14 protein-coding genes are annotated in these 16,101 nt (G+C 59.5%); 5 read left to right on the top strand and 9 right to left on the bottom strand.

Annotated elements, in window-relative coordinates; genetic code table 11:
• The 4 genes from livG to C4J90_RS06565 all read right to left on the bottom strand — a co-directional run bounded on the left by livG (position 1) and on the right by C4J90_RS06565 (position 4,295).
• The gene (gene livG / locus C4J90_RS06550; RefSeq protein WP_027604424.1) at positions 1-768 is read right to left on the bottom strand and encodes a high-affinity branched-chain amino acid ABC transporter ATP-binding protein LivG; all 768 of its coding nucleotides are present in this window, start codon (positions 766-768) and stop codon (positions 1-3) included.
• Complete coding sequence (locus tag C4J90_RS06555; protein ID WP_124419452.1) at positions 765-2,018, bottom strand: high-affinity branched-chain amino acid ABC transporter permease LivM; 1,254 nt, start codon at positions 2,016-2,018, stop codon at positions 765-767. Before C4J90_RS06555 ends, livG begins: the two co-directional genes overlap by 4 nt.
• Positions 2,015-2,938, bottom strand: coding sequence for a high-affinity branched-chain amino acid ABC transporter permease LivH (gene livH / locus C4J90_RS06560; RefSeq protein WP_003231100.1), 924 nt, complete (start codon positions 2,936-2,938; stop codon positions 2,015-2,017). Before livH ends, C4J90_RS06555 begins: the two co-directional genes overlap by 4 nt.
• A gap of 229 nt (positions 2,939-3,167) precedes the next feature.
• The gene (locus tag C4J90_RS06565; protein WP_124361658.1) at positions 3,168-4,295 is read right to left on the bottom strand and encodes a branched-chain amino acid ABC transporter substrate-binding protein; all 1,128 of its coding nucleotides are present in this window, start codon (positions 4,293-4,295) and stop codon (positions 3,168-3,170) included.
• 340 nt (positions 4,296-4,635) lie between these two features.
• Between C4J90_RS06565 and C4J90_RS06570 the strand changes: the two genes are divergently transcribed.
• On the top strand, positions 4,636-4,938 hold the full coding sequence (locus C4J90_RS06570; protein ID WP_124419453.1) for a DUF2288 domain-containing protein: 303 nt from the start codon (positions 4,636-4,638) through the stop codon (positions 4,936-4,938).
• Positions 4,939-5,142: 204 nt separating this feature from the next.
• Here C4J90_RS06570 and C4J90_RS06575 read toward each other — a convergent pair whose 3' ends face one another.
• Together C4J90_RS06575 and C4J90_RS06580 are read right to left on the bottom strand one after the other, a co-directional pair.
• Positions 5,143-7,407 carry a bifunctional diguanylate cyclase/phosphodiesterase gene (locus tag C4J90_RS06575; RefSeq protein WP_124419454.1) on the bottom strand — a complete coding sequence of 755 codons (2,265 nt, stop codon included), beginning with the start codon at positions 7,405-7,407 and terminating at the stop codon, positions 5,143-5,145.
• A gap of 137 nt (positions 7,408-7,544) precedes the next feature.
• The gene (locus tag C4J90_RS06580) at positions 7,545-7,913 is read right to left on the bottom strand and encodes a YkgJ family cysteine cluster protein (protein WP_124361661.1); all 369 of its coding nucleotides are present in this window, start codon (positions 7,911-7,913) and stop codon (positions 7,545-7,547) included.
• Between the two features lie 252 nt (positions 7,914-8,165).
• Here C4J90_RS06580 and C4J90_RS06585 point away from each other — a divergent pair, with 252 nt between their 5' ends.
• Positions 8,166-9,509: an MFS transporter gene (locus tag C4J90_RS06585; RefSeq protein WP_124419455.1), complete on the top strand. Its 1,344-nt coding sequence runs from the start codon at positions 8,166-8,168 to the stop codon at positions 9,507-9,509.
• Between the two features lie 166 nt (positions 9,510-9,675).
• On the opposite strand, the gene rapA is transcribed toward C4J90_RS06585, so the two are convergent.
• A complete protein-coding gene (gene rapA, locus C4J90_RS06590) occupies positions 9,676-12,522 on the bottom strand; it encodes an RNA polymerase-associated protein RapA (protein ID WP_124361663.1) in 2,847 nt (948 codons plus the stop codon).
• 249 nt (positions 12,523-12,771) lie between these two features.
• Between rapA and C4J90_RS06595 the strand changes: the two genes are divergently transcribed.
• The 3 genes from C4J90_RS06595 (at position 12,772) to ccoM (ending at position 13,608) form a co-directional block, all read left to right on the top strand.
• Positions 12,772-13,113 (top strand): aspartate-semialdehyde dehydrogenase, encoded by a 342-nt coding sequence (locus C4J90_RS06595; protein ID WP_124361664.1) that lies wholly within the window; start codon positions 12,772-12,774, stop codon positions 13,111-13,113.
• Positions 13,114-13,186: 73 nt separating this feature from the next.
• The gene (locus C4J90_RS26840; protein ID WP_090408332.1) at positions 13,187-13,348 is read left to right on the top strand and encodes a hypothetical protein; all 162 of its coding nucleotides are present in this window, start codon (positions 13,187-13,189) and stop codon (positions 13,346-13,348) included.
• A gap of 143 nt (positions 13,349-13,491) precedes the next feature.
• Entirely contained in the window at positions 13,492-13,608 is a 117-nt protein-coding gene (ccoM, locus tag C4J90_RS27285; protein ID WP_034096309.1) for a cytochrome c oxidase subunit CcoM, read from the top strand.
• Between the two features lie 247 nt (positions 13,609-13,855).
• Here ccoM and C4J90_RS06605 read toward each other — a convergent pair whose 3' ends face one another.
• Both C4J90_RS06605 and C4J90_RS06610 read right to left on the bottom strand, forming a co-directional pair.
• Positions 13,856-15,331, bottom strand: a complete 1,476-nt coding sequence (locus tag C4J90_RS06605; RefSeq protein WP_124361665.1) for an inorganic phosphate transporter — start codon at positions 15,329-15,331, stop codon at positions 13,856-13,858.
• Positions 15,332-15,664: 333 nt separating this feature from the next.
• Positions 15,665-15,865 (bottom strand): hypothetical protein, encoded by a 201-nt coding sequence (locus C4J90_RS06610; RefSeq protein ID WP_003189295.1) that lies wholly within the window; start codon positions 15,863-15,865, stop codon positions 15,665-15,667.
• Positions 15,866-16,101: the final 236 nt, after the last annotated feature.

Consider the following 16,101-nt stretch of genomic DNA (forward strand, 5'->3'; position numbering starts at 1 on the left):
TTACGCTTCCCCCAGGTAGGCTTTGATCACTTCGGGATTGTCGCGGATCTGCTCCGGCGTCCCGTCGGCGAGCGGCGTGCCCTGGTTGATCACCACGATATGGTCGGAAATGCTCATGACCAGTTTCATATCGTGTTCGATCAACAGCACGGTGGCATTGTTTTCCTCACGCAACACGCCGATAAGCGCCTTGAGGTCTTCGGTTTCCTTGGGGTTCAAGCCCGCCGCCGGTTCGTCGAGCATCAGGATCCGCGGGCGGGTCATCATGCAGCGGGCGATTTCCAGGCGACGTTGCTGACCATAGGCCAGGGTGCCGGCCGGGCGGTTGGCAAACTCGGTGAGATTGACCTTGTCCAGCCAATACGCCGCGTACTCCATGGCTTCGCGCTCGCTCTTGCGGAACGCCGGGGTCTTGAACAGGCCTGCGAAGAAGTTGGTGTTCAGGTGACGGTGCTGGGCGATAAGCAGGTTCTCGACCGCTGTCATGTCCTTGAACAAGCGCACATTCTGGAACGTGCGCACCACGCCCTTGCGGGCGATCTCGTGACCGGCCAGGCCCTGGATCGGCTGGCCGTCCAGCAGGATACTGCCGCCGCTCGGCTTGTAGAAACCGGTGAGGCAGTTGAACACCGTGGTCTTGCCGGCGCCATTGGGGCCGATCAGCGCGACGACCTGCTTCTCTTTGACGGTCAGGGCGACGCCGTTGACCGCGAGCAAGCCGCCAAAGCGCATGCTCAGATTTTCGACTTTCAGGATCTCGCGGCTCATTTGCGCAGCTCCATGTGTGGACGTTGCATGGGCAGCAGGCCTTGAGGGCGCCAGATCATCATCAGCACCATGAGCGCGCCGAACATCAACATGCGGTATTCACTGAAGTCGCGCATCAGTTCCGGGAGCAGTGTCATTACTACGGCAGCCAAAATGACGCCCAGTTGTGAACCCATTCCGCCCAATACGACGATCGCCAGGATGATCGCAGACTCCAGGAAGGTGAACGACTCCGGCGTAACCAGCCCCTGGCGTGCAGCAAAGAAGCTGCCGGCAAAACCGGCGAATGTCGCCCCGAGGGTGAATGCCGAGAGCTTGATCACTGTCGGGTTCATACCCAACGCCCGGCAGGCGATCTCATCTTCTCGTAATGCTTCCCAGGCTCGGCCGATTGGCATGCGCAGCAAGCGATTGATTACGAACAACGTCGCCAGAACCAGCAACAGCGCAATCAGATAGAGAAACACTATCTTGTCAGATCCGCTGTAAACCAAACCGAAGTACTCATGGAACGTTTGCCCGCCATCAGGCGCAGTTTTATCGAGTGGAAGACCGAAAAAAGTGGGTTTGGGAACGTTGCTTATGCCGTTTGGCCCGCCGGTAAGGTCCGTCAGGTTGCGAAGAAACAGACGAATTATCTCACCGAAGCCCAGCGTTACGATTGCCAGATAGTCACCGCGCAGTCGTAACACGGGGAAACCCAGGAGGAAACCGAAGGTGGCGGCCATCATTCCGGCGATTGGCAGGCAGATCCAGAAGCCCCAGCCGAGGTAGTGCGACAGCAGTGCATAGGTATAAGCGCCAACAGCGTAAAAACCTACGTAACCCAGGTCGAGCAAACCTGCTAGACCCACCACGATATTCAACCCTAGGCCAAGCATCACGTAGATTAGGATCAAAATGCCGATATCCACCGCACCTCGGGAGCCAAAAAACGGCCATACCAAGGCGGCGGCGATCAGGCCGATGATGATGTAACGCTGTGTACGCGGGAGCGTCAGGAACTGGCTTACCTTGGGTGAAACCAATGGACCACGATTGCGCTTGAACAACCCGCCAAGCTGCTGGGTAAACAGTACCCGCAAAAACATCAGAACCGAGCACACTGCGATGACGCTCAGCGTGAGCGGCCCTGTGCCATGCACTTCCAGATTGATGCCGACAATGCTCAGCTTGAGGCCGAGTACGGGGAAGGCCACGGCCCACACCAGCAAGGCGCTGAAAAACGCCGATTTAAGATATCTGCTCATACTTTCTCAACCTCCGGACGGCCCAGGATGCCGGTCGGACGGAACAACAACACCAGGACCAACAAGCCGAACGCCACGACGTCCTTGTACTGGTCACCGAAGATATCGGCGCCAAAGGCTTCGGCCACGCCCAGCACCAGCCCACCGAGCATGGCGCCCGGAATACTGCCGATGCCGCCCAGTACCGCTGCGGTAAAGGCCTTGAGCCCCACCAGGAAACCAGCGTTGGGGTTGATCACGCCGTACTGCATGCTCAGCAACACGGCCGCGACCGCCGCCAGCGCGGCGCCGATCACGAAGGTCAGGGCGATGATGTTATTGGTGTTGATGCCCAACAGGTTGGCCATCTTGATGTCTTCGGCGCAGGCCCGGCAGGCGCGCCCCAGACGAGAGCGGGAAATGAACAGCGTGAGGCCGAGCATCGCCACCAGAGTGACGACGAAAACCAGGATCTGCATGTAGGAAATCAGCACTTCTTGCGCACCACCTGGGCCGAAGGAGAAGCTTCCCGGGATCAGGTTGGGAATGGACTTGTCCTTGGAGTCCTGGGACAGCAATACGGTGTTCTGCAGGAAAATCGACATGCCGATGGCGGAAATCAGCGGGATCAACCGGTTGCTGCCGCGCAAGGGGCGGTAGGCAACGCGCTCGATACTGTAGCCATAGGCACTGGTCACGACGATCGATGCCAGGAACGCAGCGGTCATCAACAGCGGCAGGGAGTGGATACCCATCATGGCCAGCCCGGCAAGGGCGATGAAGGCCACGTAGGAACCAATCATGTACACCTCGCCATGGGCGAAGTTGATCATTCCAATGATGCCGTAAACCATTGTGTAGCCAATGGCTATCAAGGCATAGGTGCTGCCAATGGTCAGGCCATTAACCAGCTGTTGGAAAAAATGATAGATCTCAGGCATTACAGCGCTCCTAAAAACCCGATACGCATTTCACTGGTGGAGTCATGTTCCGGCCCTGCGCTGTGTTCTGTGAGCACATTTGCACAAAGCGTTTGCCAGCGAACCGCTGGTGACGGTTTTAAGATTTTCAGGTGAGCCAGCGCCCGGATCGCGGGGGACATGGCCCATAAACCTCGTAAAACAAAACCCACTGCTTTCACAGTGGGCTTGTTGACCAGTAATGCCTGGCTTACTGAGGGGATACTTCGGTTTTTGGTTTGCCGAAGTGCCATTCGTAGACCACGAATTTGAAGTCCTTCAGGTCGCCCTTGGCGTCGAAGCTCAGCTCGCCAGTCGGGGTCTTGAAGGTACCCGCGTGGATGGCCTCGGCCACCTTGGCGGTGTCTTCGCTCTTGGCAGCCTTGATGCCGCCGGCGATCACTTCGATGGCCGAGTAGGCCGGGAACACGAACGGACCGGTTGGGTCCTGCTTGTTCTTGGCGAACTCTTCAACGATGGCTTTGTTGGCCGGGTCGGTGTCGAAGGATTTAGGCAGGGTCACCAGCAGGCCTTCGGAAGCGCCCTGGGCGATTTGCGAGATGGAGTCGTTGCCGACGCCCTCTGGGCCCATGAACTTGGCGTTCAGGCCTTTTTCCTTGGCTTGGCGCAGGATCAGGCCCAGCTCAGGGTGGTAGCCGCCGTAGTAGACGAAGTCGACGTTGGCTTGCTTGAGTTTCTGGATGACCGAGGAGAAGTCCTTGTCACCGGCGTTCAGGCCTTCGAAGACGGCAACCTTGGTGCCTTTCTTCTCGAGGGTTTGCTTGACGGCGGTGGCGATGCCTTCACCGTATTGCTGCTTGTCGTGCAGTACGGCAACGATCTTCGGCTTGACGTGGTCGGCGATGTAGTTGCCGGCCGCCGGGCCCTGGGCGCTGTCCAGGCCGATGGTGCGGAAGATCAGCTTGTAGCCACGGGCGGTGATTTCCGGGCTGGTGGCCGCCGGGGTAATCATGATGACGCCTTCGTCTTCATAGATATCCGAGGCTGGCTGAGTGGAGCTGGAGCAAAGGTGACCGACCACGAACTTGACGCCATCGTTGACCACTTTGTTGGCGACGGCAACGGCTTGCTTCGGATCGCACGCGTCGTCGTATTCCTTGGCTTCAAGCATTTTGCCGTCGACGCCGCCCTTGGCGTTGATGTCGGCGATGGCCTGCTTGGCACCCATGAATTGCATGTCGCCATATTGCGTTACAGGCCCGGTCTTGGGGCCGGCGATGCCGATCTTGATGGTGTCGGCTGCGAACGAATGGCCGGCAACCCCAGCCAGGACCATAGCGGCAAACAGTTTGGAAATCTGCTTAGTAGCCTTATTCATAGTGCTCCACTCTTACTGTTGTATTTTTTATAGTTCTAGCGGCCTTGTGAGCTGCAGAACCGGATCAGATATCTCGGATATCCCCCGGCGATGCCCTGGCAACTGTACCGGTACAGTGTAGAGCGCCGGTTGATCGCTTGGAAAGCTGGCTGCTGGGGGCAAAACCGAGTTGTGTCGCTTAAATGAAAGAAAAAGACAGAATTGCGGCGGGGTAATGCCAGTCTTTCGAGCATTCCTTGGCTTTTCCGACACTTTCAATCGCTAGCTTATTTGCTACTGGGTTTTTCCAACTGAGACACGACGTTATGATTGCGCCGATTTTTTACTCAGGTGAACTCCCATGACGCAAGAACCTAGCACCCTCTATGCCAAGCTGCTCGGTGAAACCGCCGAAATTTCCTGGAAGGAGCTTGAACCGTTCTTTGCCAAGGGTGCCCTATTGTGGGTCGACGCCGGCCTGGATTTGATCGAAGCGGCCGAAGCGATGGCCGAAGACAATCGCGAGAAAGTCGCTGCCTGGCTGGCTGCGGGGAGTCTTAGCGAAGTGTCTGCGACGCGGGCGGTGGACTTGGTCACGCGTGACCCGAGCCTGTGGGCGGTGGTGGTCTCGCCGTGGATTTTGATCCAGGAAAGGGCAGCGTAAGAAATCATTGAGCCAAATAGGTGCACGGCTCGCGCCTGCGCAAGTGTGTAGCGGAGTAACCGCTTCCGCCGTGATGGCACGTTGCCGTAGAGAAAGGTCACAGGTGACGGTGACGTTAACGTCACGGGAACAGTTGGAGCGCTGGCGTAACGGCTGGGAAATTGTTTCAAGGTATTGGCGCCTGACTACTGGCAGCCTGCCACGTCAGCGGATGGGCCTGACAACTGAAGGCGGGCTGATGCACGCCGGGGCAGGTTCTTTTGGCGGCGGCGCCTCTTTATTACCGTCTGCGCTGAATGTGTGGAGTGGGTTGCGTATCTGCATGCCTTGCATGACGCCAATGATGTCGCTGAGGGCCACCGCCGGGCTCAGCAAATAACCCTGAATGAAATCGCAGCCATGCTGCTGCAACAGCTCGAATTGCGCCTGGGTTTCCACCCCTTCGGTCACCACCTCCAGGTGCAACGTATGAGCCATGGCAATGATGGCCTGGACAATTTCGCTGTCGGCGGTGGACCTGGGTATGTCCTGGATAAACGACCGGTCGATCTTCAAGGTGTTGAGCGGCAGGCGCTTGAGGTAGGCCAGGGATGAATAGCCGGTGCCGAAGTCATCGATCGCCAGGGATACACCCAAGGCGCGGATTTGCCGCAACAGGGCCAGGGTGCTGCTGATATTGCCCATCAACGCGTTTTCGGTGACTTCCAGCTCCAGGCGATTGGCAGCAATGCCGGCAAAGCGCAGGGCCGCTTCGATTTCATCCGCCAGTTCATCACGGGCCAGGTTCAGGGCCGAGCAATTCACGGCCATGGTCAACTCGCTATAGCCGCGATCAGACAACAGGCTCAAGTCATGACAGGCCTGGCGCAATACCCAGTGGTCCAGTTCGGCAATCAAGCCGTTATTCTCGGCAATCCCGATAAACCGGTCCGGCGCCAGCAACCCATGTTGTGGGTGCTGCCAACGCACCAGGGCCTCCAGGCGCGTGACCTTGCCGAGCTTCATGTCGAAGATCGGCTGATAAAACAACACCAACTCATTGCGCCCGCGCAGGGCCGCGCGCAGTTGCTCTTCAAGTTGCAGCTCAAGGAAAGCGCGGGTTTTGAGGTTGGAGCTGAAGAAGTGCAGGCTATTGCGGCCAGCATCCTTGGACTGGTAAAGCGCCAAGTCGGCGGTTTTCAGCAGTTCTTCACAGGTTTGGCCATCGTCGGGAAACAGGCTGATACCGATGCTGGTAGTCATGACCATGCGCCGGCCTGCCAACTCGATGGGTTCTTTCATTTTTTGCATGATGCGCTGGGCCATGTGCCGCGCTTCGTCGCGATGATGGATATTGATCAAAATGCAGAATTCATCCCCGCCAAAACGCGCGACCACATCGGCATGGCTGCGTACCGAGCCTTTGATATGGCTGGCCAGCACGGAGAGCAACTGGTCACCGGCATCATGCCCAAGGCTGTCGTTGATGCGCTTGAAATGATCGATGTCGAGGAAGATCACCGCCATCATGCCGCAGGTCGCGGTTTTTTCCGCGACCTTTTCCGCGAAGATCTGGTTGAAGCCACGCCGGTTGAGCAAGCTGGTCAGCGCGTCGTAATGGGCCACCTGTTGCAACGAGGCTCGGGCCTGGTCCAGCTCGCTGAGCAGTGCGTTGACCCGGCGCAAATCGCGTTCCTTGTGCTGCAGCTTTTTGTCGGCCAACGCTGCGCTGATGCTGCTGCCGATAACCAGCAAGGTGATCGTGGCCACCGACAGGCTCAGTTGCAGCGGATTGTTATCGACGGGCAACGACAGATCCGCCCCGTCCGGTATCAGCATTTGCATGGCCGCCATGCCGGTGAAATGCATGCTCAGGATGCCGGCGCCCAGCACCAGGCTGGCGGCGTACTTGAGCAATTGATGAAACACGCCGGTACCGTCGCGCAGGTAGCTCGACAACAACAACGCTGCCAGGCTCGCGCCGATGGCAATCGCGACCGAGGCCATGAGCAGCCCGGAGTCGAAGTAGGCCTGGGCCTGGGAGCGCATGGCTGACATGCCGACGTAGTGCATCAGCGCGATACCCAGTCCCATCCACACCGAGGCCAGCAGGTATTGATGGAGCCGCAGGTGCGCATGACTGAGGGTTTGCATGGCGAACAGCGAAGCGATCAGGGCAATCACCAACGAGGCGAAGGTCATCAGCAATTCGTAATGAATGGCGACGGGGGCCTGGAATGCCAGCATGCTGATGAAGTGGGTCGACCAAATACCGCCCGCCAGGCAACCGGCGCCCAACCAACACCAGCGACGGCGGGCGGTGGGGTCTTCGACATGACCGACGCGCTCGGCCATGTCCAGCGTGCCAAAGCCGGCCGCGCAGGCGACCAGGTACGCCAGCAGCACCAGAAAGGGGTTATGACTGCAATTGAGTAATAAGTGCCCGTTGTCTGGAAGGTCGGTGAAAAAGTGCAGTCCCAGCCATTCCATAGCGTGTCCCGTCATAGTGTCGCGTCATTGCCTCAGGCGATGACCTATGAGGTCGAGTATAGAAGCCTCGCGGGATTTGCCAGGAATAATGGCACTTTGATACAACTCTTTTTGCATGCCAGTCATAGCGTTTGATGCTAAGCGCTGATGGGCAAATCCAGCTCAAAAAGCGGCTCGTCGAGCGGCGCCAGGCCGAAGGCGGCACGGGCAGCATCGCAATCGGCGTTCTGCACGCCCTGGCTCCAGGAGGCGTCGAACTCGCGGCAGGGGCTTGAGCGCTGTTCATAAATTGAACAGCGCGTGCCTTTGCCCACTTCACCCTCGAGGCTGCAGCAGCGTGCGGGCTTCTGGTCGGTGCCGATCATCGCCACGCGGGTGGGGTTGATCTGCACTACCAGGTCATCGGGCACGGTGCCACCCGATGAGGCGCACTCGCCCCAGAAGAAAGACACACGAAAGTATGAACAGCAGGCACCGCAATTCAGACACGGACTGGCTTCGGACATGGGCGTCATCGATTAAGGATAGGTAAGGGGGGACTGCGGGAAGGCTCGCCATTCTATCCGGGCGCTGGCCATTGGGAAGGGGGGCGCACACATATATTTTTGTAGGGAAAGCCCCGTAATGCCGGGTGAAATCACGTCCTATCAGCTTTACGAATCATTACAGACAAGCGCCGCCAGCCTGACTATGTTGCAGATACCTGAGCAGGATGCAGTGGGCATCGCAGCTCTCATAACAATAAAAGAGACGGACCCATGCAGAACTCGACCCAAGCGGCGAATGCCTGGCGCATTCTGTTCCTGCTGTTCCTCGCCAACCTGTTCAACTTCTTCGACCGAACCATTCCCGCGATCATCATCGAGCCGATCCGCATGGAATGGCGCCTGAGCGACTTTCAGCTCGGCATCATCGGCACCTCTTTCACCATCGTCTATGCCATCGCCGGGCTACCGCTGGGGCGCCTGGCCGATACCGGCTCGCGCAGCAAATTGATGGGCTGGGGCTTGTTTGCCTGGAGCGGACTGACTGCGCTCAATGGCCTGGCCGGCAGTTTCTGGAGCTTCCTGGTGGTGCGCATGGGCATTGGCATCGGGGAAGCCAGCTATGCCCCCGCCGCCAATTCATTGATTGGCGATCTGTTTCCCGCCCACCGCCGCGCGCGCGCCATGGGCATTTTCATGCTGGGCCTGCCGTTGGGCTTGCTGCTGGCGTTCTTCACCATCGGCTGGATGGTCAAGGCGTTCGACAGCTGGCGTGCGCCGTTCTTTATTGCCGCCGTACCGGGGCTGATCCTCGCGGTATTCATGTTCTACATCAAGGAGCCCAAACGCGGCGCGGCGGAAACGGTGCAAGTGCCCCAGGAACGCGTCGACCGTCCGATCCGCCGCGTACTTGCGGTGCCGACCTTCCTGTGGCTGGTGCTGGCCGGGCTGTGCTTCAACTTCGCCACCTATGCGTGCAACTCGTTCCTGGTGCCGATGCTGCAACGTTACTTCCTGATGCCGTTGCAGGACGCAGCGGTGGCCACCGGTGTCATCGTCGGTGTGACCGGCCTGGTGGGCCTGACCCTGGGCGGCTGGATCGCCGACAAGATCCATCAGCGGGTCGCCAATGGCCGGCTGCTGTTTGCCGCGTGCAGTCTGATCATCTCCACGCTCACCACCGCCTGGGCATTGCATGCCGGGCGGATCGAGATCGGCGTGTTCGTCGCGCTGTTCAGCGTGGGCTGGTTGTTTGCCTATAACTTCTATACCTGCGTGTACACGGCAATCCAGGACGTGGTTGAACCGCGCCTGCGGGCCACGGCGATGGCGTTGTTCTTTGCCGGCTTGTATCTGCTGGGCGGGGGCATGGGGCCGATTGTGGTGGGCGGCCTGTCTGATCACTTTGCGCATGCGGCGATGTATGCGGCGGGGGCCGAGCAGATGACCGAGGCATACAAGGCTGTAGGTTTGCACGACGCCATGTACCTGATTCCGGTGGCGTTGTTCCTGACCATGCTGTTTCTATTCCAGGCGTCGCGCAGTTTTGTGCGCGATGCCAAGCGGATGAAAGAGGGGTTAAGTGCGGTGGAGGTGCCGGCGTTGGCTACGGCTTGAGATCGCGGTGACTCTATCGGGGGCAAGGCCCCCTCCCACATTTGAACTGTGAATACATTCGAGTGTGGGAGGGGGCTTGCCCCCGATGAGGCCCTTACAGCCACAGCCATTTGCCAGTGAATAAAAAAGGCCCGCATTGCGCGGGCCTCTCTCATTCAGCGCAGGATCAGCCCGCGACCAACACCCGAATCGCTTCCAGTCGCAACGCCGCCTTGTCGAGCATGGCCAGGCCTTGCTCGCGCTGGTTGCGCAGGGCGACCAGTTCACTGTCGCGCACGGTCGGGTTGACCGCTTGCAGCGCGGTCAAGCGCGCCAGCTCTTCGTCAGTGTCTGCCGCCAGGCGACGCTTGGCCTCGGCCACACGTTCGGCGTGACGCGGGGCGATTTTCTCTTCGCCGGCATTGATGCGCGGCGTCAATTGGTCGCGCTGGGCCTGCACGAATTTGTTGGCGCTGGCCCGGGGCACGCTTTCCAACTGCTCGTTCAAGGTCACGAACGACACTCGGCCGGACAGGTCATTGCCGTTGGCATCCAGCAGGCAGCGCAGCGCTGCCGGTGGCAGGTAGCGACCCAGTTGCAGCGAGCGCGGGGCAACCACTTCGCTGACATACAGCAGTTCGAGCAATACGGTGCCCGGCTTGAGCGCCTTGTTCTTGATCAGCGCCACAGCGGTATTGCCCATGGAACCGGACAGCACCAGGTCCATGCCGCCTTGCACCATCGGGTGTTCCCAGGTGATGAACTGCATGTCTTCACGGGACAGCGCCTGGTTACGGTCGTAGGTGATGGTCACACCTTCGTCGTCGCCCAGGGGGAAGCTGGCGTCGAGCATCTTCTCGCTGGGCTTGAGGATCAGCGCGTTTTCCGAATGGTCTTCGCTGTCGATGCCGAAGGCGTCGAACAGGGTTTCCATATAGATCGGCAGGGCGAACTGGTCGTCTTGCTCGAGGATGTCTTCGACCAGCGCATCGCCTTCACCGGCGCCGCCAGAGTTGAGCTCCAGCAAACGATCGCGCCCGGTGTGCAGCTCCTGCTCCAGGCGCTCGCGCTCGGCACGGGCTTCGTCGATCAGGGCCTGCCATTCGCCGTCGTCGGCGTTTTCCAGCAGCGGCAGCAGGCGCGGGCCGAACTGATGCTGCAAGGCGTTGCCGGTCGGGCAGGTATTGAGGAACGCGTTCAGCGCTTCGTGGTACCACTGGAACAGGCGCTCTTGCGGGCTGGTTTCCAGGTATGGCACGTGCAGTTCGATCACGTGTTTCTGGCCGATCCGGTCCAGGCGGCCGATGCGCTGTTCCAGCAGGTCGGGGTGCGACGGCAGGTCGAACAGCACCAGGTGGTGGGAGAACTGGAAGTTACGGCCTTCACTGCCGATTTCCGAACAGATCAACACCTGGGCGCCGAACTCTTCATCCGCGAAGTAGGCCGCGGCGCGGTCGCGCTCGAGGATATTCATGCCTTCGTGGAACACCGTGGCCGGAATGCCGGAGCGTACGCGCAGCGCGTCTTCCAGGTCCATGGCGGTTTCGGCGTGGGCGCAGATCACCAGGACCTTGGTGCGCTTGAGCATTTTCAGCTGGTCGATCAGCCACTCGACGCGCGGGTCGAAGCGCCACCAGCGGTTGTCTTCCTCGATGTCCGGCTGCGACTGGAAGCTGACTTCCGGATACAGCTCGGCATGTTCGCCCAGGGGCAACTCCATGTATTCGTCTGGGTTCGGCAGCGGGTAGGCGTGCAGTTTACGCTCGGGGAACCCCTGCACGGCGGCGCGGGTGTTGCGAAACAGCACGCGGCCGGTGCCGTGGCGGTCGAGCAGTTCACGCACCAGGCGCGCGCTGGCCTCGCTGTCGCCATCGTTGACGGCGGTAAGCAAGGCTTCGCCTTCATTGCCGAGGAAACCCTGGATGGTTTTGTGCGCGGCGGGCGACAAGCGGCCCTTGTCCAGCAGCTCCTGCACGGCTTCGGCCACCGGGCGGTAGTTCTCGCTCTCGGCGCGGAAGGCGTGCAGGTCGTGGAAACGGTTCGGGTCGAGCAGGCGCAGGCGCGCGAAGTGGCTGTCCTGGCCCAGTTGTTCCGGCGTAGCGGTGAGCAGCAGCACGCCGGGAATCACTTCGGCGAGTTGCTCGACCAGCGAGTACTCGGCGCTGGCTTTTTCTTCGTGCCACACCAGGTGGTGGGCTTCGTCGACCACCAGCAGGTCCCAACCGGCCGCGAACAGCGCGTCCTGGGCCTTCTCGTCGTCCACCAGCCATTCCAGGGCGACCAGCGCCAGCTGAGTGTCTTCGAACGGGTTGGTGGCATCGCTTTCGATAAAGCGCTCTTCGTCGAACAGCGCAACCTGCAGGTTGAAGCGCCGGCGCATTTCCACCAGCCACTGGTGCTGCAGGTTTTCCGGGACCAGGATCAGCACGCGGCTGGCACGGCCCGACAGCAGTTGACGATGGATCACCAGGCCGGCTTCGATGGTCTTGCCCAGGCCCACTTCGTCGGCGAGCAATACCCGTGGCGCGATACGGTCAGCGACTTCACGGGCGATGTGCAGTTGGTGCGCGATAGGTTGCGCACGCACGCCGCCCAGGCCCCACAGTGCGGACTGCAATTGGCGACTGGTGTGTTCCAGGGTGTGGTAGCGCAGCGAGAACCAGGCCAGCGGGTCGATCTGCCCGGCGAACAGGCGGTCGCTGGCGAGGCGGAACTGGATGAAGTTGGACAGTTGGGTTTCCGGCAGGGTGACCTGTTCGTTCTGCCCGTTGAGGCCGTGGTACACCAGCAGGCCGTCGACGTCGTCGACTTCCTGCACGGTCATCTTCCAGCCTTCGAAATGGGTGATGCTGTCGCCCGGCGAAAACCTCACGCGGGTGAGGGGCGCATTCCGTAGCGCATACTGGCGGGTGTCGCCAGTGGCCGGATAGAGCACGGTCAACAAGCGGCCGTCCTGTGCCAGAACGGTGCCTAACCCCAGCTCTGCTTCGCTGTCACTAATCCAGCGTTGCCCCGGTTGATACTGCTGCGCCATGCTGCCTGACTCCCGCCGTGAAAAAGCCGACTATCTTAACGGAACAAGGCCTCACGCCCAAGGACTCCGACAAAAAGTACTCCGACAAAAAGTACTCTGACAAAAACTACTGCGTCAGCGTCCAGGCCCGCAGGCCGAATCGACGGGTGGCGGGCACTCATAAGTGTCGACTGGGTCACAGCTTGGCCAGCCAATGTTCAAGTCGCCCTGGGGCGCGCCGACAGCCTGTTGACCAGGAGAATCAAGATTATGTTGCCACCCATGCTGCCCGTCAGCGTTGTGCCGGTCACGTCACAACTCGATCCGGTACGCCAGAAGCCGGATATTCCGCCCGTGGTGCCGGTTCAACAAGGCTCCAACGAGAGCACCATCGACCTGAAAAAAGGCGATGCCGAGCAATCGACCTTTCTGCTGCGCGAAGAACAGCGCCGTCAGCAAGAGCAGCAAAAGCGTCAGCGTGAAGCCAGCGAGGATCCCGAGCAGCACCTGCCGATCCCCGGCGATCTGCTCAATGCCGACAATACTGTCCCCGTGGCGCCGCTGATTGAAGACGCGCCGCGCCAGGGCCTGTGGGTGGATATCGAGGTTTGATCGCCAGCTGATTTGCGGTCGAGCGGAGGAGGCCGCATTATTGCGACATTCCCGCCATAACGTAAGCCAAGCCATGAGTGATGATGACAAGCTGATCGACCTGAATGCCGAGCGCGCCAAGCGTGTGCATGATCTCAATGACAAACGCCTGAATGAAGTGCGCCAGGCGTTTGAACAGGCCATGCCCCTGGGTAAAGCCAAGAAGAAATCGAAGAACAAGCCGAAAAAACGTTGAATCAACTGGCCTCCATTGATGCAGGTCAGTTATTGCCTTTCTTTACGCCCCGTCGAGGGCGACATTGATCCCCGTCAATTTTCCAATCCGCCTTCTCGATTAACTTAGCCCTATCGCAACAGGGCAAGTGCAGGAGGCCGGTCATGTTTATCGATAATGTGGTATTTGCCGGAGTGCTGACCGTAAGCCTCATGGTGCTGTTTTTTGTAGGGTTTGGCATTTTTATCTGGAAAGACGCACACAAGCGTAAAAAACCATAAGTTTTTCCGGGTTACAGGGCACGCAAGGCATTTTGGGCGACTTCGGTCGCCTTTTTTTTTGGCCGATCGTTCCCACGCTCTGCGTGGGAATGCCGCCTCGGGCGCTCCGCGTCCGCTGTTGAGGCCTGCGCATGGGTGACGCGGAGCGTCACGGGGCGCATTCCCACGCAGAGCGTGGGAATGATCATCAGGGCCATAAAAAAGGTGCGATTCTCGCGAATCGCACCTTGTTCATTGCAGGCCGCTATCAGCTGCCCAGCGCCTTGGACGCCAGCCAGAACAACCCGGCCGAGAGGCCTACGGTTGCCGGCAGGGTCAGCACCCACGCCATCAGGATGGTCTTGACCGTGCCGCCTTGCAGGCCGCTTTTGTTGGCGACCATGGTACCGGCCACGCCAGAAGACAACACGTGGGTGGTGGACACCGGCAGGGCGAAGATATTGGCAAAGCCGATCATGGTGGCTGTGGTGATCTGCGCCGACATGCCCTGGGCATAGGTCATGCCTTGCTTGCCGATCTTCTCACCGATGGTCAGTACCACGCGTTTCCAGCCCACCATAGTGCCCAGGCCCAGGGCCAGTGCGACCGCGAGGATCACCCAGAACGGCGCGTATTCGGTCGTGGCGGTCAGGTCTTTGCGCAGCTTGTCGAGGTCGGACTTCTCACGCGCATCCAGGCCAGGCAGCTTGCCGACTTTCTTCGCGGTATCGTCCAGGCAGAGCAGGTAGCGACGCACTTCAATGCGCTGGTCGGCATTCAACGAGTGGTAGTCGGACACACCTTTGAGCGTGTCAACGAGCGCGTTGATGGTCGGCTCGGTCTGCTGCGGGTTGCACTGGAACTTGCCCGGCAGGTCGTCCTTCACGCTTTTGCCCAGTGCCAGGAACTCGCCAAGGGTGGCGTTGTTGCGCTGGTAGAACTGGCTCAGATGCACAGTGGCGTCGCGGGTCCGTTCGATCTGGTAGGTGGTGCTGCCCAGGTCGAGCACGAACTGCGCCGGCACGATACCGATCAGCACCAGCATGATCAGGCCGATACCTTTCTGCCCATCGTTGGAGCCGTGTACGAAGCTCACGGCCATGGCGGAAATCACCAGGACCAGGCGGTTCCAGAACGGCGGGTGCTTCTTGTCATCAAGCTTGCGGCGTTGGTCCGGGGTCTTGTGCATCTTCGACAGCGGGCGCCACCACTTCAGGCCGATCAGCACCAGGGCTGCGACCAGGAAACCGGCCATCGGCGAGAACACCAGGGACGCACCGATATCGATCGCTTTCTGCCAGTTCACACCGTCAGCCAGGGGAATATCGTTGATCAGGGCGTTGGCCAGGCCCACGCCGAGGATCGAGCCGATCAGGGTGTGGGAGCTGGAGGCCGGGATCCCGAAGTACCAGGTGCCCAGGTTCCAGGTGATTGCCGCCGCCAACAACGAGAAGACCATCGCCAGACCATGGCCGGTGTTCACATTGATCAGCAACTCCACCGGCAGCAAATGCACGATGGCGTAGGCGACACCCACACCACCGAGCAGCACGCCGAGGAAATTGAACACCCCGGAGAAGAACACCGCCAGGTGTGGCGGCATGGCTTTGGTATAGATGACTGTGGCCACCGCGTTAGCGGTGTCATGAAAGCCATTGATGAACTCGAAGGCGAGGACAAAGGCCAGGGCGAGCAACAGGCTCACTAGAACCCAAGCATCCAGTCCGCTGAATAAATCGATCATGAAGGTTTTCTGACCCGGTCGTAAGGGGGCGCGATTATGCCAGAAAACCTCAGTAATCGATGCATTAGCTGCTCATCGGTAACAATCTACTTGGAAAAAAACCGCTGGAAACGGGCGTATCCCAGGGTTTTCGGGGCTTTGGCAAGTCTTTGATTTTTAACGCCGGGGCGCGAAAAGACACGGTTTCGTCACGAAAACGTCATGTGTGAAACATTTGTATGAAAATTCGTTGGCGGCAGTAGGGCGCCGACCAGCGGCGGCTAATGCGTGCTGCCCTCGTCCGGTGGCGGGCCGGCAGACGCAGCAAAACCCTGGGACCAACCCAAAGAGTACTCAGGGCTCTTCGGTCTTGAGTTCCTGCTCGATTTTCTGAATTTCCTGGGCGAATGCCTGGTCCAGCAGGCTGGCGCGCTTGCGCCATGGCTTACGTTCCGGCTCAGGCTGGGCGGCGTAGGTGGTGACTTCCCCGCCGTAAACATCCTTGTAACGTTGCTCCTGGCGCTCAAGTTCCGCGCGCAGTTCATCTTTCGTCACAGTTATACCTAATTGAGTTGAGTTTAATAAAAGTGCAACGTCATGCCAAAAGGCCGCCTTGGGGTGTACGAACTTGAACAGACGGACTGTCCAAGTTTGAAGTGGGGACCCGAGGTCGCTTTTTCAATCCAATACTTTAATCGACCCTGCGCTCGAGTATGCGGCGCCGGGCGAGCTCTGATCCCAACAGGTAAATTGGGCTGACCTCTGCACAGGCTGCATTATAGCGATGCATG

The organism is Pseudomonas sp. R2-60-08W, assembly GCF_003852335.1.
Taxonomy (GTDB): Bacteria; Pseudomonadota; Gammaproteobacteria; order Pseudomonadales; family Pseudomonadaceae; genus Aquipseudomonas.